The sequence below is a fragment of the Chloroflexus sp. genome, assembly GCF_034435895.1.
Taxonomy (GTDB): domain Bacteria; phylum Chloroflexota; class Chloroflexia; order Chloroflexales; family Chloroflexaceae; genus Chloroflexus.
In genome coordinates this window covers 1-20,108 of the sequence record NZ_DAOTWH010000103.1, presented here as the reverse complement: position 1 = coordinate 20,108, position 20,108 = coordinate 1, and the positions used below count along the sequence as shown (strand labels likewise).

General features: G+C 60.8%; 18 protein-coding genes and 1 pseudogene. 12 read left to right on the top strand and 7 right to left on the bottom strand.

The window, feature by feature from the left end; genetic code table 11:
- Positions 1 to 382 precede the first annotated feature (382 nt).
- Entirely contained in the window at positions 383 to 1,033 is a 651-nt protein-coding gene (locus U9R81_RS06240) for a Crp/Fnr family transcriptional regulator (protein ID WP_322494649.1), read from the bottom strand.
- Between the two features lie 69 nt (positions 1,034 to 1,102).
- Between U9R81_RS06240 and U9R81_RS06235 the strand changes: the two genes are divergently transcribed.
- On the top strand, positions 1,103 to 1,867 hold the full coding sequence (locus tag U9R81_RS06235; protein WP_322494648.1) for an alpha/beta hydrolase: 765 nt from the start codon (positions 1,103 to 1,105) through the stop codon (positions 1,865 to 1,867).
- Here U9R81_RS06235 and U9R81_RS06230 read toward each other — a convergent pair.
- From U9R81_RS06230 to tcmP, 3 genes are all read right to left on the bottom strand, one after another.
- Positions 1,841 to 3,139: a PQQ-dependent sugar dehydrogenase gene (locus U9R81_RS06230; RefSeq protein ID WP_322494647.1), complete on the bottom strand. Its 1,299-nt coding sequence runs from the start codon at positions 3,137 to 3,139 to the stop codon at positions 1,841 to 1,843. The genes U9R81_RS06235 and U9R81_RS06230 overlap by 27 nt on opposite strands.
- A gap of 284 nt (positions 3,140 to 3,423) precedes the next feature.
- The gene (locus U9R81_RS06225) at positions 3,424 to 4,158 is read right to left on the bottom strand and encodes a phage Gp37/Gp68 family protein (RefSeq protein WP_322494646.1); all 735 of its coding nucleotides are present in this window, start codon (positions 4,156 to 4,158) and stop codon (positions 3,424 to 3,426) included.
- Between the two features lie 55 nt (positions 4,159 to 4,213).
- Positions 4,214 to 4,948 (bottom strand): three-Cys-motif partner protein TcmP, encoded by a 735-nt coding sequence (gene tcmP, locus U9R81_RS06220; RefSeq protein WP_322494645.1) that lies wholly within the window; start codon positions 4,946 to 4,948, stop codon positions 4,214 to 4,216.
- 220 nt (positions 4,949 to 5,168) lie between these two features.
- Between tcmP and U9R81_RS06215 the strand changes: the two are divergent.
- Positions 5,169 to 5,356: pseudogene (locus U9R81_RS06215) on the top strand (type I restriction enzyme endonuclease domain-containing protein); the annotation flags it as partial.
- 752 nt (positions 5,357 to 6,108) lie between these two features.
- On the opposite strand, the gene U9R81_RS06210 reads toward U9R81_RS06215, so the two are convergent.
- Positions 6,109 to 8,922 carry a helicase C-terminal domain-containing protein gene (locus tag U9R81_RS06210; protein ID WP_322494643.1) on the bottom strand — a complete coding sequence of 938 codons (2,814 nt, stop codon included), beginning with the start codon at positions 8,920 to 8,922 and terminating at the stop codon, positions 6,109 to 6,111.
- Between the two features lie 65 nt (positions 8,923 to 8,987).
- Entirely contained in the window at positions 8,988 to 9,851 is an 864-nt protein-coding gene (locus tag U9R81_RS06205; RefSeq protein WP_322494642.1) for an alpha/beta hydrolase, read from the bottom strand.
- 448 nt (positions 9,852 to 10,299) lie between these two features.
- On the opposite strand from U9R81_RS06205, the gene U9R81_RS06200 reads away from it, so the two are divergent.
- Together U9R81_RS06200 and U9R81_RS06195 are read left to right on the top strand one after the other, a co-directional pair.
- Entirely contained in the window at positions 10,300 to 10,881 is a 582-nt protein-coding gene (locus U9R81_RS06200) for a PH domain-containing protein (RefSeq protein ID WP_322494641.1), read from the top strand.
- Positions 10,871 to 11,470 (top strand): hypothetical protein, encoded by a 600-nt coding sequence (locus U9R81_RS06195; RefSeq protein ID WP_322494640.1) that lies wholly within the window; start codon positions 10,871 to 10,873, stop codon positions 11,468 to 11,470. The genes U9R81_RS06200 and U9R81_RS06195 overlap by 11 nt, the downstream gene beginning before the upstream one ends.
- A gap of 60 nt (positions 11,471 to 11,530) precedes the next feature.
- Here U9R81_RS06195 and U9R81_RS06190 read toward each other — a convergent pair whose 3' ends face one another.
- The gene (locus U9R81_RS06190) at positions 11,531 to 12,670 is read right to left on the bottom strand and encodes a glycosyltransferase family 1 protein (protein WP_322494639.1); all 1,140 of its coding nucleotides are present in this window, start codon (positions 12,668 to 12,670) and stop codon (positions 11,531 to 11,533) included.
- Positions 12,671 to 12,935: 265 nt separating this feature from the next.
- Between U9R81_RS06190 and U9R81_RS06185 the strand changes: the two genes are divergently transcribed.
- The 8 genes from U9R81_RS06185 to upp all read left to right on the top strand — a co-directional run bounded on the left by U9R81_RS06185 (position 12,936) and on the right by upp (position 19,784).
- Positions 12,936 to 13,241, top strand: a complete 306-nt coding sequence (locus U9R81_RS06185) for a hypothetical protein (protein ID WP_322494638.1) — start codon at positions 12,936 to 12,938, stop codon at positions 13,239 to 13,241.
- Positions 13,238 to 14,158, top strand: a complete 921-nt coding sequence (locus tag U9R81_RS06180; protein WP_322494637.1) for a cytochrome c biogenesis CcdA family protein — start codon at positions 13,238 to 13,240, stop codon at positions 14,156 to 14,158. The genes U9R81_RS06185 and U9R81_RS06180 overlap by 4 nt, the downstream gene beginning before the upstream one ends.
- A gap of 6 nt (positions 14,159 to 14,164) precedes the next feature.
- Positions 14,165 to 14,605 carry an NUDIX hydrolase gene (locus tag U9R81_RS06175; protein ID WP_322494636.1) on the top strand — a complete coding sequence of 147 codons (441 nt, stop codon included), beginning with the start codon at positions 14,165 to 14,167 and terminating at the stop codon, positions 14,603 to 14,605.
- 209 nt (positions 14,606 to 14,814) lie between these two features.
- Positions 14,815 to 16,212: a trigger factor gene (gene tig / locus U9R81_RS06170; protein ID WP_322494635.1), complete on the top strand. Its 1,398-nt coding sequence runs from the start codon at positions 14,815 to 14,817 to the stop codon at positions 16,210 to 16,212.
- 10 nt (positions 16,213 to 16,222) lie between these two features.
- Positions 16,223 to 16,885 carry an ATP-dependent Clp protease proteolytic subunit gene (locus U9R81_RS06165; RefSeq protein ID WP_066790546.1) on the top strand — a complete coding sequence of 221 codons (663 nt, stop codon included), beginning with the start codon at positions 16,223 to 16,225 and terminating at the stop codon, positions 16,883 to 16,885.
- A 56-nt stretch (positions 16,886 to 16,941) separates the two neighbouring features.
- Positions 16,942 to 18,231: an ATP-dependent Clp protease ATP-binding subunit ClpX gene (clpX, locus tag U9R81_RS06160; RefSeq protein ID WP_066790548.1), complete on the top strand. Its 1,290-nt coding sequence runs from the start codon at positions 16,942 to 16,944 to the stop codon at positions 18,229 to 18,231.
- Positions 18,232 to 18,279: 48 nt separating this feature from the next.
- Positions 18,280 to 19,017 (top strand): response regulator transcription factor, encoded by a 738-nt coding sequence (locus tag U9R81_RS06155; RefSeq protein ID WP_322494634.1) that lies wholly within the window; start codon positions 18,280 to 18,282, stop codon positions 19,015 to 19,017.
- 134 nt (positions 19,018 to 19,151) lie between these two features.
- Positions 19,152 to 19,784 (top strand): uracil phosphoribosyltransferase, encoded by a 633-nt coding sequence (gene upp / locus U9R81_RS06150; protein ID WP_322494633.1) that lies wholly within the window; start codon positions 19,152 to 19,154, stop codon positions 19,782 to 19,784.
- The last annotated feature ends 324 nt before the right edge of the window (positions 19,785 to 20,108 follow it).

The window sequence follows — 20,108 nt, the reverse complement described above, 5'->3', positions numbered from 1 at the left end:
TTTTTCCTCGCATGCACCAGATTGTCACTGTTCAATGAGCCGGTAACATAGCGCAATAGTACCCGAATTCTGGTTGCATGTTGCCAACTTTCACAGTACAGTGGAGGCACACATCATTATGTAGAAAGGAGGTGAGAAAGAGATGAGTATCAACCATTGGCTCCAAGCCGTGCGTGTGGCTATTACTCACCACGAGCGTGGACAAGGATTAGTCGAGTATAGTCTAATCATCATGTTGCACTAGTTGTTGTTGCAGCAGTTAGCGTCTTCGGCATTTCACTGTCGGATATGTATAACACCGTTGTCGACATTTTCCGGTAAAGGTTTGGCCGGCGCAAAGGAGTGAATGTCTCGCTTTTGTACATACACGCCTTTGCGTCAGCTATTCTTCCGCCACCTTAGCCAATCGTGCCCGATCGAGCACAATCACTCGCCCCCGCTCCAACTTCACCAATCGCTCTTCAGCCATTTGGCGCAACGCTCGCCCAGCGATCTCGCGCACGGTACCGGTGCGCTCGGCCAGTTCTTGATGCGTCACTTCGGCAGCACCCTCCGCCGCCTCGGCCAACAACAACCGCGCCAGCCGCGCCCGCACCGACCGAAAGGCGAGATCTTCCACCAAGGTGACTAATTCGCGCAACTGGCCGGCCAAATCCGAGAGCGCGGCCAGCGCCAGATCGGGATGCTTGCGGATCAAGGCCAGCAGATCGTCACGGGCTAACAACAAACAGGTCACGTGGCTCATGGCCCGTGCTGTCGCCGGGCTCAGGCCGCCATCAAAGATCGGCACCGCATTGAAATATTCCCCCGGCCCGGCCATCGCCAATACTTGCTCGCGCCCATCAGGCGCCATGCGCGAGAGCCGCACCCGCCCGCACACCACAAAAAAGATGGCATGCGCTGGCTGATCTTCGTGTATGATATGCTGGCCGGGCCGATAATGGCAGATATGGACGCGCCGCGCTGTGTCGGCCAGTGTCGTTTCATCAAGGCTGGCAAACAACGGAATGGCGCGCAGGTCTTCAATCGTCATTGCGCCGCTCTCAATCTTCGATCGTCGTTGGATCCGGCATTGGTTCTCATCACCATTATAGAGACTTTTATGCTGCGCAATGTTACGCTCCGCGATGGCGCTCTTTTGGCGTATCACGATCTCGGCAGCGGCCCGCCGTTACTGCTCATCCATGGCTTCACCGGCACCGCTCGCTCGCACATGGGGTTGCTGATCGACAACCTCAGCCGCGATTATCGCGTGATTGCGCCCGATTTGCGCGGCTATGGCGCTAGCCGCCCGCCCAACCGCACCTTCCCGCCCGATTTTTATCAGCGCGATGCCGCTGATATGGCTGAACTGCTCGATATCCTGCAGCCGGGGCCGGTAGTAGTGCTGGGCTTCAGCGACGGCGCTGAGAGCGCGCTGGTGCTGGCGGCGCGCCGGCCCGATCTGGTGCGCGGCGTGGTGGCGTGGGGTGTGGCCGGCGTGATGAGCCAAGCGATGGTTGAGGCCGTGCAAGATTGGTTGCCAGTATCGGCATGGGATGAGCGGCGCGCCGCGTGGCGGCAAGAGATTATCGAGCTGCACGGGCGTGAACAGCTCGAACCGATGATCGAGGGGTGGGTGCGGGCGGCAGAGGCGATTGTCGCTGGCGGCGGCGATATTTGCTTGCGCGAAGCGCCGCAGATCCGTTGCCCGACGCTGTTGATCAACGGCGATGGCGAGCGGAATAATCTGCCGGAAGATGTGCGACGGCTGGCTGCCGCCATTCCCAACTGCCGCCTTGAGTTTGTCGCCAACAGCGGCCATAGCATTCAAGATGAGCAACCGGCGGTGTTGATCCGGTTAATCCGGCAGTTTTTGACTAGCTAACCGGTAGACTCCACCCGCCCGATCCAGCAGATAGATCTCGCCCTCCTCATCAACTCCAAACGAGGTGGTCTGAATGGTGAGCCGCGCCACCAGCGCGTGCTGCCATACACCGGCATTCTCCCACAAGGCCCACAAGTTGCCGGTGCAGAAGTCGGCATAGAAATAGACGCCAGCCAGCGCCGGCTGGCGCATCCCGCGATAGACCTCGCCGCCGGTCACCGAGCACCCGCCGGTGGCGCTGTTGTGGCCATACACCGCCGCCGGCAGCACTAACCCACTTGGATCGCAATTGGTTGGCCGGTAGCATTGATCGCCCTCCATCAAGCGCCAGCCGTAATTGAGACCGGCAGCGTCTACCGGCGCGACATTCACCTCTTCCCACGCATTTTGGCCCACATCGGCGATGAAGAGCATGCCAGCTGCCGGATCAAAGGCAAAGCGCCATGGGTTGCGCAAACCGTAGGCCCAAATCTCCGGCAGCGCGCCGGCGCGGTTGATGAACGGGTTATCGGGGGGTATGGCGTACGGCTGGCCGTTGTCAACATCGATCCGCAACAGTTTGCCCAAAAGCGTATCGAGCCGCTGCCCGGCGTTGAGCGGATCGCCGGCGCTGCCGCCGTCACCGGTGCCGATGTAGAGGTAGCCGTCAGGGCCAAACAATAGCAGGCCGCCGTTGTGATTCGCCGCCGGCTGCGCAATCTGCAACAGCACGCGCGCACTGGCCGGATCGGCTCGATTAGGGTCGGCGCTGACCCGATATTCAGCGACCGCTGTATCGCCGCCGGTATCGGTATAGTTGACGAAGAAGCGACCATTGGCGGCAAACTGCGGGTGAAATGCGATGCTCAGCAAGCCCTGCTCGTTGCCGCGCGATCCCACCAGTGCGCGAATATCGAGAAACGGTTCAGCCAGCCGCTGCCCATCACGGAGAATCCATATTCGTCCGGCCTGTTCAACCACAAACAAGCGCCCGCTGCCATCGCCAGCGTGGGTCAGATGGGTGGGCCGATTAAAGCCGTCGGCAATCCGTTCAAGCGCGTAGGTCAGGCGAGTCGGGTCAACTACTGCTGCCGGCGTGGGTGGCGCCGGCGACGGTGACGGCGCCGGAGTGGCCGGCGCTGTCGTGGGCAGGGCCGTGGGCGCAAGTGGTTCTGGCGTGATCACCGGCGCTGTGGGGGGCAACGGCGGTTGCGCAGCCGGATTGCCGGTTGTGCTGGTGCAAGCTGCCAAACTTACGAGACCGATCAAGACGATCCATATCCACCGCGGCATGAGTTTCCTGTCTAGGTTAAGCATCGCCACAGAACGCAAAAAGCTTGCTACCTTGTTCTTACCATACCTGACTGGCGGCGCGCTACCTCATAGTGCAGGCCAACTCCAAGACGCAAAGCGAGCCAAGGCGCAAAGAATGAAAACGCAAAGACGCCAAACCGCAAAGGTTTTTGGATGACCCCCCCACCCCAGCCCTCCCCCGCTGTAGCGATAGCCCGTCGCGCCCCCTCGCCTAACGGGAGAGGGGGACGGGGGGTGAGGACCAAGCCAAAGCCGCTAACCGGCTAACCATCTTGCGCTATCGGCTCGCTTGCGCGTCGTGGCCACTCATCCCACGTTCGCCCGTCGAGCAGGCGGCCAGTACGGTCTTTGCGCGGACCACCCCACTGCTTAAAGAAGAACGGCACGCCAGCAGCCAGACACTGATCGCGAATATCGCGTACCCATGCCGGATCCATGGGCCGCGCTCCCGGACCCGATTCGCCACCCACGATCACCCAATCGATGCCGTCGAGCGGCAGGTTGGGCAATGGCCCCAACAACGGTTCGCACGACAGAAACTTGATCGCTGCGCCAGTCTCACGCAGCAACTCAATCCGCTCAATATAATCAGCCCGCTCGACGCTCACCCCCATCCACACATTCGGCGGCCACGCCAACAATGCATCGAGTTCGCGCAACTGTTCAGCCCGCTTGGTCAAGACCTGAAACGTGTGCCAATGGGCTTGTACCATCACTGCAAAGACCTGTTGAATGAACGCTGCCGGCACATCACGATGGAAGAGATCGCTCATCGAATTGACGAAGATCATGCGCGACGTCTTCCAGCGCAACGGCTCGCTCAGCGTCGCCGGGTGGAGGGTCAGGCGAAAGCCGTTGCGATACTTTTCCAACCCCATCGCCTGCAAGCGCAGCGCCATCCGTTCGGCGTAGCAGTGCTTGCAGCCGGGACTGATCTTGGTGCAGCCGGTGAGCGGATTCCACGTCGCTTCGGTCCACTCGATGCTGCTGCGCGCCATTGGCATGCTCCGAGATACGTAACAAACCGATCAGTTTGTATTGTAGCACAAATGTTTAAGGTGTATGGCCGAGAATATGCTGAGCAATCTTCAGCGCCGTCTGAGCGCCCTTCGGATTGCCGGCAGCGAAGCAGAGAAGGTAAAGTGGATTGTTGCGTGAATTAGTGAGAACGAGTGGATTGGGAGCAACCGCCGCGAAGATGGTTGCTAACCGCTCGATAAAAAATTGCTTGATGCTAGCGGCGTTCGCCAGTCTAGGCTCGAAGACATTGCCGAACATGTCGATTTGGCGCTGATAGAAGCGGTCACGCCACTCATCGGTGCCGAAGAAGCGGGTCAATTTCTCTTCCCAAACCGGCGGCGGCGCTTCTTTCGTTAACAGGCGGTTGACACCCATGCCGAAAGGGAAGAGTAACCAGAGATCGATCGCTTGCGTATCGGCAATCGCTTTGATCAGTGACCATTCAACTTGCATACCATACGGATCGAGAAACACGACCGCGCGGGTGCGTTGCCAGTCGGTGCACTGAATCCAATCTTGTAAAACGTGGTTTGCGTCACCTTGCGCAATGCGAATGCGCCGGTCGGGAAATGCTGCGCGCAACCGTTCTAATTCGGCAACGTGACCGGCTCGCTTTTCAATCAAGAGATATTCGCCGAAGGGTTTGTTCATCGCTAACGCAATCCGCGCGCTGCCCTGCAAAAATGCTTGCGTATTTGATTCGCTTAGTTCCTTAAATAGCGGCGCTTCGGATGGCTCAGCCAGTGTTTGGTAGCCGGGTGCCGGCAAAGGCGTCTACATAGACGGTATGAAAATATTGCGCTTTTGGATTGCGGTGAAATATAGTCATGTACGCATCGAGATACTTTCGTAATACGTCCAGTTTTTGCCGTGTCCAATCGCCGCCAAACTGATGCTGAGTCGTCATAGTATACCTCTTGTTTTAGCGGGTTAAAACTTGGCAATGATTATACGATTTCATTGAGCATTCTGCATAGCTAAAAGCAGTGATCTCGTGAACACGGTGCGCAATAATGTCACCATCGATTGGACGCTGCGCGCAACCGCTCGCGCTCACTTGCGCAGAATGGTGAAGCGGGTGCTCCGCCGCTACGGTTATCCGCCTGATAAACAAGAACGGGCGACCCAAGCCGTGTCGAACAAGCTGAGGCGCTGTCACTGAAATGGGCGGCGTGAGCTGGGGTTAACCTGTTGTGGCTAACTTATATGAGCGCGCAACGTAATTTTCGAGCGCGCTCGGAATCGCACAGGGTGCCAAGGATGTGAACGCAAAGCCGCCAAGAACGCCGAGACTGCAAAGCGGGTTGAACTGACTCTCATCCTCCGCGTCCTTTGCGCTCTCGGCGGTAAACAACCTGCCCTCTCCCCCACTGGGGGAGGTGGTACGACTCCTCCCCCCGGAGGGTTCCATACAACCCCCGACTCTGTGATGCCTCCACCCCTTGCCCCTCCCCCAGCGGGGGAGAGGCAAGGGGGAGCGCAGCACGAGACTTTACGGCATTGCACAGCGATCGACAGTTGTACGCGATCAAACGTTCTGTCTGTCTCTCAACCCGCTGGAGAAGGGAGGACGTCGCGCCCCCTCTCCCAGCGGGAGCGGGGGACGGGGGTGAGGGCCAACCCACAGCCGCAAAGAATAAAAACGCAAAGCCGCCAAGACCGCACAGGCTTGGGAATGGGATTATCCTCCGCGTCCTCTGCGTCCCCTGCGGTAACCAACCTACTCCCTCCCCCAGCGGGGGAGGGGTGGGGTGGGGGCAGCTTCACGCCGTACAGCTAGCCAAGGGGTTGTCGCCTCCGCAGCGGGCGCAAAGAGATTGTGGGAACAGCCACTAACAGGCACAAGAGTGTAACATCATCTTTTTGGGCCTTTTGCGCGTTTTTGCGGCAATTTCTTTCCTCCGCGCCCGCGGCGGTAAACAACCAACCTACGACCCGCCATTCTTCGCCTGCAAAAAGCGCGTCACCAACCCCGGCAGGTTGGCTAGCGGCCCGGTGCGTACCCGCGTGTGCGGCAGCGAATCGAGGAATTGCTGGCCGTACTTCTTGGTCAGCAGCCGGCGATCGAGCACCACCACAATCCCGCGATCGTCACGCGACCGGATCAGGCGGCCAAAGCCTTGCTTAAAGCGCAGAATGCTCTGCGGGACACTGTACTCGCTGAAGGGGTCGGCGAATTGTTCGCTGCGCGCCGCGACAATCGGGTCGGTCGGCACGGCAAAGGGCAGTTTGGTAATCACCAGCACCGACAGCGCATCGCCAACCACATCCACCCCTTCCCAGAAGCTGTTGGTGCCGAGCAAGACCGAGCGGGGAAACTCTTTCAGCCGGTCAACCAGCGCCCGCCGCGAGCCGTCGATCCCCTGCGCCATGACGCCGATCCCGTGATCTTCGAGCGTCTCTTGAATCGCGGTGTAGGTCTGGCGCAGCGCATTCGAGGCGGTAAACAGCGCCAGCATCCTCCCGCCGGAAGCCAGCGCCAGTTCGATGATCGCCTGTTCGATCATCTGCTGGTAGCCGCGCTGGTTCGGTTCGGGAATATCATTGGGAATATACACCAACGCCTGCTGCTCGTAATCGAACGGCGAATCGAGCATCAGTTCTTGGCCCTCGGCGAGACCGATCCGGCTCTTGACAAACGCGAAATCGCCGGCAATGCTCAAGGTTGCCGACGCGAGAATACTCGTCTGTTTCTGGGTAAAGAGCTGGCTCTGCAAGATTTCAGCCACGCTCAGCGGCGCGGCAGTCAGCGTAAGCGTATCGCGCTGGCGGTCATACGTCAGCCAACAGATGCTGTCGTCATCGCCGAAGATTACGTGGCCGCTGCGCACGCGGGCATCGGTGGCAAACCGGCGTAACACCTCGGTGCGCACCAATACATCGACAAGCTCGCCGCTCGTCTCGTTCAGCTCGCGCACCTGCTCTTCGATCACGGCCAGCTCGTTGCCGATTGCCGCCAGCATATCGCTCAAGTTCTGCCATGCCCGCTCAATCTCTTGCCATTCGGGCCGTTGCCGCACCCCCTTGGTCAACCGCAGCCGCGGGTCATACTGCCCCCCCGTTTCGGTATCAAGCTGGACGAAACGGGTGAGCAGGTTAAAACACTCGTACACTGCCGTGCGGGCGCGGATCAAGGTCGGGCGCATACGATCAATCGCCGCCGCAATCCGCTCGCCGGCTGCGCCCCCGCCCCCCAGCTCGGTCAAGACCACCGGCAACTCACTGAGCAAGCCGCTTACCACCTGCGCCCCGCCGGTCTGGAACAGATCATCGAGAAACTTGAGCAAGCCGGCTTGATCGAGATTAAAACTGAGCTGATCAGTGGCGACATCCTCTAAGTTGTGCGCCTCGTCGATCACCAGATGGTCGTAGGGCGGCAAGACTTGCGAAGCGGCGGCCAAATCGGCGATCAGCAAGGCATGGTTCACCACCACTACATGAGCCGCCTCGGCGGCGCGGCGGGCGCGGAAGAAGTAACACTCGCGGAAGTGGGGGCAACGCGCGCCGGTACAAGTCTCAACCGACACATTCACCTTATTCCACGCCGCTTGCTCGCGATCAACCAGCGGCAGCTCAGTGCGATCGCCGCTGGTGGTCGTCGGCAGCCAGAGTTGAATCTTGAGCAGCGCGCGCACCTCTTCGATCGCCAGATTCTCGCTGCGGCGCAGCTCGTGATACCGCTTGAGACAGAGATAGTTGCTGCGCCCCTTCAGCAACGCCGCCCGAAAGGCGGGCAAGCCAGCGGCGGCGAAAATGCGCTGCAAATCGGGAATATCTTTGTTGTAGAGCTGATCTTGCAGGTTGATCGTGTTGGTCGAGATGACCACCCGCTCGCCGCGTTGCACCGCGTACATCGTCGCCGGCGCCAGATACGCCATGCTCTTGCCGGTGCCGGTGCCGGCCTCAACGATCAGCGGCTCGCTCTGGTTAAACGCCTTCGCCACGGCGCGCGCCATCTCAACCTGCGATGGGCGCGGTTCGTAACCGGAAAAAGCGCGGCCAAAGGAGCCATCGGGGCCGAAAAACGTGCTAATCGCCGCAAGGTCGAGCGGGCGGGCATCGCCGGTCGGGCGCAACGGCGGCAGATCAGGGGCGAGCGCCTCTGCCGGTTCGGGCGGAGCGGCGATCGGCTCATGGAACGCATTACGCGCCTTCTGGCGCAACGCCTCTTCAAACAGATCGCGCAGCGGCAAGCCAATCTTGCCCATCAACCGCACAATCTCGCCCAACGTCGCCAGATCGAGCTGCAACATGCGCTCGGTCAATTCAGCAAAGAGCTGTGCCGTCACCTCGGCGTCGTTGAGGGCGCGATGCGCATCGGGATGGGGAATGCCGAGCCGGGCGGCCAGCGCCGAAAGCTTATAACTCGTCGCCTGCGGCAAGAGCAGCGTTGCCAGATCGAACGTGTCATACACCGGCTGGTTGAAATTCATGCCCTGCGCCCGCAGCATGGTCAGGTCGAAGCCGATCGAATGGCCGACAATCGGGCGATTGCCGATAAAGCGGGCCAATTCGGCGCCAATCTCGTTAAAGCGGGGCGCTTTCGCCAGCGCCGCCGGATCGATCCCGGTCAAGCGGGTAATCTTCAGCGGCACCGATTGGCGCGGGCGCACCAGCCGCTCAAAGCGGTCGAGAATCTCACGCCCGCGAAACGTAACCGCAGCGACCTCGATAATTTCATCGAGGCCGCTCTGCAAGCCGGTCGTTTCGACATCAATCGCAACGTAAATGCGGTTATTCATGGGTACATCGCTCGTCTGCCGGGCAGATGGTTGCCGGTCGGTTTAGAGCAATTGTACCACGAGGGTCACGGTGACGCTAAAAACGGCCCGACCTGCGCCATAAACGCTTCCGGCTGCTCGTCTTGCACCAGCAGGCTGGCTTGGTTGATCGTGACTACCTTGGTCGCCACCCGCGTCCGCACAAAGTTGCTGGCTAAGGCTAACGGGCTGGTCTTCGCGTCGCTCCCCCATACCACCAGCGTGGGTTGCGGCAGCGTCGCAAACGTAGGCGCAATATCGCAATTGAGCAGGCCGCTGAGGAAGCAGATCGGCGCGTAGTACGCGCCGGGGCGGCGGCACGTCTGGTAGAAGCCTTCCAGCCGGTCTAGAGTGATGTTATCTGGGTTAGCGTAGGCTTGGCTAGCAAGGAAGATGCGGATACTGGCGCGAGTGGTGAGCGCCTCGTAGAGCACCCGCCCGAACGGGCTGCGCAACAACTGGTAGACCGTGTACGCCGCGATGCCGGGGCCGCGATCAAGCTGGCCGATCCCGGTTGGACAAATCAACGCCAGCCGGCTTACCAACTGGGGCCGGCGCGCGGCAGCCAGCACTGCATAGGCCGCGCCGAGCGAACTAGCCACCAGCGCCGTTGGTTCGCCGATCCGGTCAAGCATTGCGGTGATCAGATCGACATAGATTGCAGCGCGGTACCGCCACGGCGGGCGGCTCGAATTGCCATATCCGAGCAGATCGAGCGCATGGACGGCAAACTGCCGGCTCAACCGTTGAAACGGCTCGCGCATCTCGAACGCCGATGCCGCCGCATTGATGCTATGGATCAGCAGTACTGGCCGGCCAGTGCCTGCTTGATATGTAGCAATCTGCTGATCGCGCCAGCTAACGTAGGTGGGGGCCACCGGGAGCAGGGGTAACGCAGAGTCTTGCGCCATACAACATCTTCCTGTCTGTTGTTTACCGGTAGGCAAAAGTGCAGATCACGCTGCTATTATGCGCTAAAATCGAATGAAATGCAACAATCTGTTTTATATGCAAAGAATGCACAGGAAAGCAATGCGGGGTATAATGCGGAGAGATGTTGCGAGCTATGTCGCGAGCTATGTCGCAGCAGGACACGCCTGCATTGGTAAACTACGTGGTGAGCAGCGGTTCGGCTCTTCTCCTTAATTATAGATGGTAGCGTTACTGGCAGCCTGTATGCAGGCGAACGGGAAGCGCGGGCCGCTGGGCTGCATCACGGGATATGAGCCATTCCCGCGGGCGGCCCGCCCGCGCCCCAACTATCACGGAGCGCGGGCCGCTGGTCTGTATGCCAGTCTGAACCGTCGCAAAACGATTCGCGCACGCAGTGCATAAACGAGTAAGATAAGGATCCGGTGTATGTCTTCGCCCACGCGCTTCGCGCCAGCGCCACTCGATTCGTATGCAGTCAAAGTCACTTACGGTCTCGCGTATGTTGGCGGTTTGCTGGTATTGCCGCAATTATTCGCGTATCTCGCTAATCTCCGCTGGGACGGCTTGCAGGTGCCGCTGGGGTTAGCGGCGGCGCTGGCCCTGTTTCTCTTGCTGAGTTACGCCTTTCAACCCAAAGCGTACCGGATTGACCCCGATGCGCTGGTAATTGAGCGGCGCTGGGCGCCGGCAGTGCGCATCCCGTTTGATCAGATCAGCGGCGTATCGCTGGCCACCGCGCTGGCCGATATGCCACGATTTGGGTTGCGCTTCGCCTTCAACGCCGGCGTGTTCGGTTATCAGGGGCCGTTTCACCTCGACCCGTATGGCCGCGTGGCGCTCTTTGCCACCAACCGGCAACGTCTGGTCGCCATCTCGCGGTACGATGCGTCGGTGGTGATCATGAGCCCTGACCGGCCCCGCGATTTTATCGTTGCCCTCAATGAGCAACGGCTCGCTTCAGCCACCAAACGCTTGCAAGAGTTGGCGGAGGTAAGCAATGCGCTTTAGCGCCCTGAGCCAACTCCATCTGCGTTGCCGCTACGAGCAATTCATTCCCGGCGCGCTGCACCCTGATGGCCGGCGGTATTTGCCGCAGGTGGTGGTAACGCCGCTAGACGCCGGCCCTGACACTGCCCCAGACACCAAGCTGTGGCTGGTCGATCGCCATCACCGCGTCGATCCAGAATTGGCAGGTCGCGTGATCAGTGCCCGCCTGCTCTGCGCGCTCAGCGCGGTACAACTGCAAACCCCGCCGTTCCGCGCCGGGTTCACGCCGTCGCCGCACAGTGCTCCAGCCGCGCCGTTAAGTGAACCCATCGTCTATGGCCGGGTCGCTGCGGTCTTAGCATGGGAAGTGCAGCGTGAACATCTGCCGTTCGAGACGCTCTACACTGAATTAGTGATTGCGTTGGCTGATGAGGCGACGATCGGCTTGCGCACGACGCTCAGCGCGCCGCGGATCGCCGATCTGATCGGCAGCGATCTCCTCAGCGCGGGCGATTGGATCGAGGTGCGCCGGTCACGGATCGACATTTTGGCGTTGGAACCCATCAACGTCGCCGCTTCCCCTATCCGCATGCCGCAAACCCCATCGTAGGGGTACAGCACGCTGTACCCCTACGATGGGGTGTACCCCTCGCCGTGCGTCACGCCTCCGTCACCGTACCGTTGCACGCGCCACTCCACGCCGGCGCCGCATCGCATAGCCGTAATAGCCCATCAACTCTTCCATCACGCTCGGCCACGACCGGCGCTCGGCAGCGGCCCGGCCCGCCAACCCTTGCGCCATCCGGCGGGTATCATCGGCGAGTAGCTCGCGCAGGCGAGCGCGCAAATCGGTGGCGACGCCGGGAGTAAACAGGTAGCCATTCTGGCCGTGCTGCACCAGATCAATCGCGCCACCGGCCCGCGCCGCCACCACTGGCAGCGCCGAAGCCATCGCCTCTTGAATCACCTGACCGAAGGTGTCGGTATCGGACGGGAAGACGAACGCATCAGCGCTGGCATACGCCGCCGCCAACGCTTCTCCCTTCAGATAGCCGGTAAAATGCACCGGCAGGCCGGCGCAGCGTCGCTGCAGTTCGGGCCGGAAGGGGCCATCGCCGACGATCACCAGCCGCGTATTGGGCAGGCCGCGAATCGCTTCGGGCAGCAGTTCGACCCGCTTTTCGGCGGCGACGCGGCCAACGTACAGCACAATGCGCTCACCGGGTTGCGCCCCGACCGCTTCACGCCATGCCTCGCTGCGGTGGCGGGGATGGAACCGCTCGACATCAACCCCGCGCCCCCAAATCCGCAAGCGGCGAAAGCCGGCTGAGCGAAGAACGCGCAACGTAAAGCTCGACGGGCAGAGGTTGATCTGGCAGCGGTTGTGGATCCAGCGCAGCCACGCATTGACGCCGTGCTGCAAAAAGCCGAAACCATAGTGCCGGCTATACGCGCCGAAGTCGGTATGGTACGAGGCGATCAGCGACAAACCGAGGCGCCGCACAATGCCGGGCACAATCGCCCCCAACACCACTGGCCCTACTAGGTGCACCACATCGGGCTGAAAACTGCGCAGGCGAGCCGTCAAGCCGGGTTGGGGCGGCGTCAATTTTACTTCAGGATACATCGGCAACGGCATCCCGCTGAGCGGCACAATTTCAGCACCAGCATAGCTCGCCGGCGCGCCCTGCGGCGCAAACAGCACCGCCTCATGACCAGCGCGCTGCAAATGTTCCAGCAGCCGGCAAAGGGTGGTCGTCACGCCATTCACGTCAGGCAGAAACGTTTCTGCGATCAGCGCCACACGCATGGCATCAACTCCAGACGAAAAGCGGACATCCTACAATGTTGCCGGCACAATACAATGCGGGTGTTAAGCTGGTATGCGCTCAGCGTTAAGTGTGCGCTAACCGCCGGCTAAATCTCGTACAGCGATAGCCATCTATGCTATCACCGGTTGCGATAAGCCGGTATAATAGTAAGGGTGAGGCTTCCCTCGCCCTAGATACGGACACGCAACCGGCGAGACATCCCTCGCCCCTAGGTATGGCATCTTGGATGGAGGACACACCACTATGGCCGACGCAATGGCGGCTAGCCGCGACGCTTGCCACCAACGGCTGGCAACGATCTTTCCTGCCGGGGCGCTGGTCTGGATTGAAGCCGAAGAATATGATGCTGACGGCATGTTCTGGCGTGTAACTTTGCTCTCCCGGAATACATCTGGTCATTGGGAACGCCAACGGTACCGTTACGATATACCGACCGAAGTTGTCTTCTTTATGGGTTCGACCCCAATCAGCGATGAGGAAGCAGCTCGCATCCGGCGCACTGCGCTGCGGCTGCCTACCGGTCGCACCCTGCAAGCGAGGGCCGTATGACCTTACAACCAATGGACTCACCGCGCCGGTTTGGCAAGCGCAGCCTGATCGCGCTCGCGGTGCTGGGCGTGTTGCTGTTGCTCATTTTGCTGGCGCTGAGTATGGATGCCGGCGAGCAGACCCGCTTCCTCACCGGCGGCGGCAGTGTGCTGGTGCTGGCGCTGCCCGCCTTTCTGGCTGGCGTGCTTAGCTTTCTCTCGCCATGTACGCTGCCCATCTTGCCGGCCTACTTTGCCTTCACCTTTCAGGCCAGCGGTCATGGGCGGGCGCGGGTCGCCACCATGGGCATCGCCTTCTTCCTCGGCCTTGCCACCACGATGACCTTGCTCGGCGCTAGCGCCACCGCCCTCAGCGGCTTGCTCTTCGCCAACCGCAGCGCCCTCACGTTCTGGGGCGGGCTGGTTATCATCGCCTTCGGCATCATGGGCATGCTCGGCAAAGGCTTCGCCGGCCCCCAACTGCAAGAGCGTCCGGCTGCCACCTTCGCCGGTTCGTATCTCTATGGCGCAACCTTCGCCCTTGGCTGGACGGCATGCGTCGGGCCGATTTTGGGCGCGTTGTTGACCCTGCTGGCCGCCACCAGTGACGTTGCTATCTTGCAAGGAGCCGTGCTGGCGTTTATCTACTCGCTGGGGCTAGGGCTACCACTCATTCTGATCGCCACCTTCTTCCAGCGGCTCGGCGCCGGTTCGCGCGCATGGCAATTCCTGCGCGGGCGCGGGTTCACCGTCAATCTGTTCGGACGCGAACTGTTCTTACATACGACCAGCCTGCTCAGCGGTGCGCTGATGGTTGTCATGGGCCTGCTCTTGGCGACCGGGCGGCTGGAATGGATTTCTCAGCAAGCGAATGCCACCCCCATGGCGCAGTGGTGGGTCGAAATTGAAGCAGCGATTGGCCGGCTGTTTGGGCTTTGAGGACGTATGACGGATATACCCATTCGCGCTGCCGGTTGTGTTGTGCTGGCCCGTGATGAAACAGGCCGGCAGCTTGTCTTATTGATTCAAGATCAACAAGGCGTCTGGACATTGCCCAAAGGCCATGTTGACAATGGCGAGAGTGATGAAGCAGCGGCAGTGCGTGAAGTCGCCGAAGAGACCGGTATTCACTGCACGCTGGCCGAGCGGCTCGAACGGGTGACCTATCCGGTGTACCGGCGCGGGCGCTGGCGCGACAAGCAAGTCACCTTCTTTCTGGCCAGCGCCTCACCCGAACCGCCGATCCCGGCGCTGGCCGAAGGGATTCGGGCCGCAGCATGGGTGCCGCTCAACGACGCCATCCGTCAGATCGGCTATCGCCAGTTGCGCGTATTGCTCCAGCGCGTGGCGCGCCGGGTAGGGCAGGGATTGGGGAGTGGCGAGTAGGGAAGGGCGCATGCATTCATAAGAGATAACAGACTCCCACAACCGATGAACGATGTCGAACAACGAAACCATCTCACTCCCGCCCCTTCTCGCATCCCGCAAGCAGACGTGCTATAATGCAACATACGGCGCGCCAGCATGCCCGCGCTCAACGCTGAGCGCCAGCGCCTTGATTGTTGCGCAAAGCGAATTGTGTTAAGGATACCACCGTGAAAGTTACGACCGAAAAACAGCCAAAGAGTCTCATCTCATTGCAGATTGAAATCGACCGAGATCAGTTCGAGCGCGGTCTCGATCAGGCGGCGCGCCGTCTGTCGCAGAAGTTTCCCATTCACGGCTTCCGTCCCGGCAAAGCGCCTCGCTTTATTATTGAACGCACCTTCGGGCGCGCGGCGCTAATCGAAGAGGCGACCGAGGATCTGATCAATAACGCCTTCAAGAAGGCCATCCAGCAAGAGCAGATCGAAGTGATCGGCCCGCCGGCCCTCGAACGGATCGACTCGCTGGAGCCGTTCATCTTTACGGTTAAGGTGCCGGTGCCGCCAACGGTTACGCTCGCCGATTACCGCAGCATCCGCGTGCCGCTGAACGTCGAGCCGGTGACCGATCAGATGGTCGAGCTTGAGCTTGAGCGCATGCGCGAAGAACACGTCATCTTGCAAGAGATCGACGAGCCGCGTCCGGCCCAGCAAGGCGACCGGCTGCGGGTGCTGCTCAGCACCACGGTTGAAGGCGACGAAGGTGAAGCCGAGGCCGGCGACGCGTCCGAAGCTGAGTCTGAGGCTTCCGGCTCGGAAGAGCAGCTCGACCTTGAGCCGAACCGGCTGGTGGACGAGCTGTATCAAGGGCTGATCGGCATGAACGTTGGCGAGAAGAAAGCGATCGTCGCCACGATGCCCGACGATCATGCCGAAGAGTCGATCCGCGGAAAGCAGGTGAAGTTCAAGGTTGAGGTGCTGGGCATTCAGCGCCGGATCGTGCCAGCGTGGGAAGAGCTGCCGGGTCTGGTGAATTTCACCGGTACGCTCGATGAGCTGAAGGCCAAGGTGCGGGCCGATCTCGAAGAGGCCGAGCGCCGCCGCGCCGAGCAAGCGTTGCTCAACGCCTACCTTGAGCAATTGGTCGAGCAGACCACCTTCGATATTCCTGATGTGATGATCCGCGATCTGGCGCACTCGATGCTGCACGACCAAGAGCAGCAATATGCGCGCTACGGCATCACCCTCGAGCAGGTGTTGCAGTATCGCGGCATTACCCACGATCAGGCGGTTGATGAACTGCTGCCCGAAGCCGAACGGCAGACCAAGGTGACGCTGGCGCTCAGCGAGGTGATTAAGCAGGAAGGGTTGACCGTCACCGACGACGAGATCGCAGCCGAGATCGAGCGCATTCTGGCCGACTACGAAGAGGAGCGGCGGCCACAACTCAAAGAGATGCTCAACACTCAACTGCGCTCCTCGGTCGCGAATGTGGTGCTTGATAAGAAACTCCGCGCTCGCCTCACCGAGATTGCCCGCGGCGAACCGAGCGCAGCGCCGGACGCTGAACCGGCCACCGAAGCGACTGCAACGGAAGATCAATCCAGCCGTGCAACAACTGAATCGTGAGGAGTACCGTATGAATTGGTCAACGCGCTATAGTCACGACTGGCGCAGCATGCCGAGCCCGGAATGGCTCTCGCAACGGCCGGAATTGCTGATTCCGATGGTGGTCGAGAGCACCAGCCGCGGCGAACGCGCCTTTGATATCTATTCGCGCTTGTTGAAAGAACGAATCGTGATCTTGGGCACGCCAATTGACGATCAGATCGCTAATCTGATCGTCGCCCAGTTGCTCTTCCTTGAGAGCGAAGATCCCGATCGCGACATTTGGCTCTACATCAACAGTCCGGGCGGGTCGGTCACCGCCGGTCTGGGGATTTACGATACGATGCACCACATCCGCCCAGATGTGGCGACGGTCTGTGTCGGCATGGCCGGCAGCATGGCAACGCCGATTCTGGCCGGTGGGGCAAAGGGCAAGCGCTACAGCCTGCCCCACTCGACCATTCACATGCACCCGGCCGGCGGCGGCGCCCGCGGCTACGCGCCTGATGTCGAGATCATGGCCCGTGAGCTGCTCCGGCTGCAACAGGTGGTGCGTGAACTGCTGGCCAAAGACACCGGCCAACCCATCGAACGGATCGCGAAGGACTTCGACCGCGACCTGTTCATGACGCCGGAGCAAGCCAAAGAGTACGGCATTATCGACGAAATCCTCACCCGCGAGGAAAAGAAGTAATGACGCCCGGGCGGGCGCGACCGCCAGCGCCCGCCCGCTCGTCTGGAGAATCCCCCATGACTCGTACCCGCAATCCCGGCCGTGATCCGTATGCCTGCTCGTTCTGCGGGCGCGGACAGGATGAAGTGCAACGGTTGATCGCCGGCCCCGGCAATGTCTTCATCTGCGATGAGTGCGTCGCGCTGTGCAGCGCCATCATCGCTGAAGAGAGCGATCAGAAGACCCCAGCGTCGCGGCGCACGCCGCCCCCCGGCCCTGCTCGCTTGCCGACGCCGCGCAAGCTCCGCGAAAAGCTCGATCAGTACGTAATCGGGCAGGATCGGGCGAAGGTCGCCTTGTCGGTGGCGGTGTACAACCACTATAAGCGCGTGCGGGCCGGCGCCCGGATCGATGATGTCGAAATCAGCAAGAGCAATATTTTGCTGATTGGGCCGACCGGTAGCGGCAAAACCTTGCTGGCCCAAACCATGGCCCGCATCCTCGATGTGCCGTTCGCGATCGCCGATGCGACCGCCCTGACCGAAGCCGGGTATGTAGGGGAAGATGTCGAGAATATCCTGCTGCGCTTGATCCAAGCTGCCGATGGCGATGTCGAACGCGCGCAGACCGGCATTATCTACATCGACGAGATCGACAAGATTGCGCGTAAATCAGATAACCCCTCGATCACGCGCGATGTGTCGGGCGAAGGGGTGCAGCAGGCGCTGCTCAAGATCCTCGAAGGCGGCGTTGCCCACGTGCCGCCGCTGCCCGGCCGCAAGCATCCGCAGCAAGAGTATATTCCGTTTGACACCACGAATGTGCTCTTCATCTGCGGCGGTGCATTTGAAGGGATTACCAACATTATCGCCAAACGGCTGCGGGGCAAGCAGGCGATCGGCTTCGGCAGCAATCCGGTGAAGACGATCGATGAAGAGGGCGCGTTGCTGGCCCAAATTACTCCCGACGATTTGATGCGTTTCGGATTCATCCCCGAATTTGTCGGGCGGTTGCCAGTCATCGTCGCCCTCGATCCGCTGAGCCGCGAGGCCATGCTGCGCATCTTGACCGAGCCGCGCAACGCGATTATCAAGCAGTATCAGAAACTGTTCGCACTCGACCACTGCGAGCTGGAGTTTACGCCCGACAGCCTAGAAGCGATCGTCGATCGCGCCATGAACGCTCGCACCGGCGCCCGCGCCTTGCGCAGCATTGTCGAAGAGGTCTTGCTTGAGGTGATGTTCGAGATCCCGTCGCAAGAGCATATCGGGCGCTGCATCGTCAACGCCGAGGTGATTCAAGGCCGGGGCCGGCCCATTCTGGTGCCGCGAGCCGATTATCGCCGCCGGCTAGATGAAGCCGTCTAAGTAGAGCTGCACGGCGTGCGGCCCGACGCGAACGAACGAAGAATCCGTATGCCATTATTTCATCGCACATCACAACGCGCAGCCGATCAACCGCCGCCCAAACGCCGGATCTTAGTGGCCGACGACGATCCCTCGATTGGCCGCCTGATCCAGACTGCCCTGCCGGCGCAACAGTATGAAACGGTGGTGGTCGCGAATGGCATGGAGGCGTTGAACACCTTTGAGAAAGACCAGTTCGATTTGGTCTTTCTCGATGTGATGATGCCCTTCGTTGACGGGTTCGATGCCTGCGAGCGCATTCGCGCCAAGAGCGATGTGCCGATCGTGATCATCACTGCCCGCGACGGCACTGATGATATTGTGCAAGGGTTCCGGCGCGGGGCCGACGAATACATTACCAAACCGTTCAAAGTGGCCGAGTTTGTCGCCCGCGTAGAAGCGATTTTGCGCCGGGTAGACATGCAAAAGGCGCGCACGGCGCCAACCTTCGTGCAAGTGGGTGATCTCGCCATTGATGCCATCGCGCACAAAGTGGCGGTGCGCGGCGCCGAGATTAAACTGACGCCGATGGAGTTTGAGCTGCTCTATTTCCTCGCCGCCAACGCCGGGCAGGTCTTCACCCGCGAGGTGCTGTTCCGCGAGGTGTGGGGCTATGAATACGTCGGCGAAACCAATCTGGTCGATGTCTGCGTGCGCCGTTTGCGCGAAAAAGTTGAGGTGGAGCCGTCCAAACCGAAGGTCATTCTGACGGTGCGCGGCGTTGGCTACAAGCTCGAACGAGCATAGACCGGAGTGCGGGTTCATTCAAAGACGCCGAAGCGCAAAGAGGTTGATGGGCAAGAGCAGCGCTCCTTTGGCCCACAACACTCTTCGCCGCTTCGCGTTTTTGCGTCATCTGTATATGAAGGCAGGAACTGAATATGCCATCCTCACACGTGTTTGTCTCGCGCCATCCGCTGGTGCAACACAAACTGGCGCTCCTGCGCAGCAAGTGGACTGAGCCGAAGAAGTTTCGCGAATTGGTGCGCGAGATTGCCCAGTTGCTGTTTTACGAAGCGACGCAAGATCTGGCGCTAGCGCCGCTGACCGTTGAGACGCCGCTGGCCAATTGCGAAGGGTTTGAAGTGGCTGAGCGGATCGGCATTATCCCGATTCTGCGCGCGGGCCTTGGTATGGCCGAAGCGATTGTTGACATTCTGCCGACGGTGCATGTCTGGCACCTCGGCCTCTACCGCGACCACGAGACCTTGCAGCCAGTGACGTATTACAACAAGCTGCCCAGCAAGCCGGATATCGACCTCTCCATCATCGTTGACCCGATGCTGGCGACCGGCGGCTCGGCAGTCGCCGCAGTGGATATTCTCAAGCGGTGGGGCGCTCAGCGGATCAAATTCCTCGGCCTGATCGCCGCCCCGGAAGGGGTGCGCGCGCTGTCGGAAGCCTACCCTGACGTAGCCATCCATCTGGCCGCAATTGACAGCCACCTCAACGAGCGCGGCTATATCGTGCCCGGCCTTGGCGATGCCGGCGACCGCCAATTCGGAACGGGGTAGCGGCCCTCACCCCCTTGCCCCCTCTCCTGCGCCGGCGTGCCCGCTTGCTATTGCGAGGGGGTGGGGCGAATGCCCCCACCCCAACCCTCCCCCGCTGGGGTTCAAGGGCGGACAGACCATCTGTCCGGCACCCGGCCCTCAAGGGCCGGGCTACCCTTACGAAGCCCGCAGCGCGGGCGAATGCCCCCACCTTAACCCTCCCCCGCTGGGGTTCAAGGGCGGACAGAACATCTGTCCGGTACCCGGCCCTAGGGGCCGGGCTGCCCTTACGAAGCCCGCGGCGCGGGCGAATGCCCCCACCCCAACCCTCCCCCGCTGGGGGAG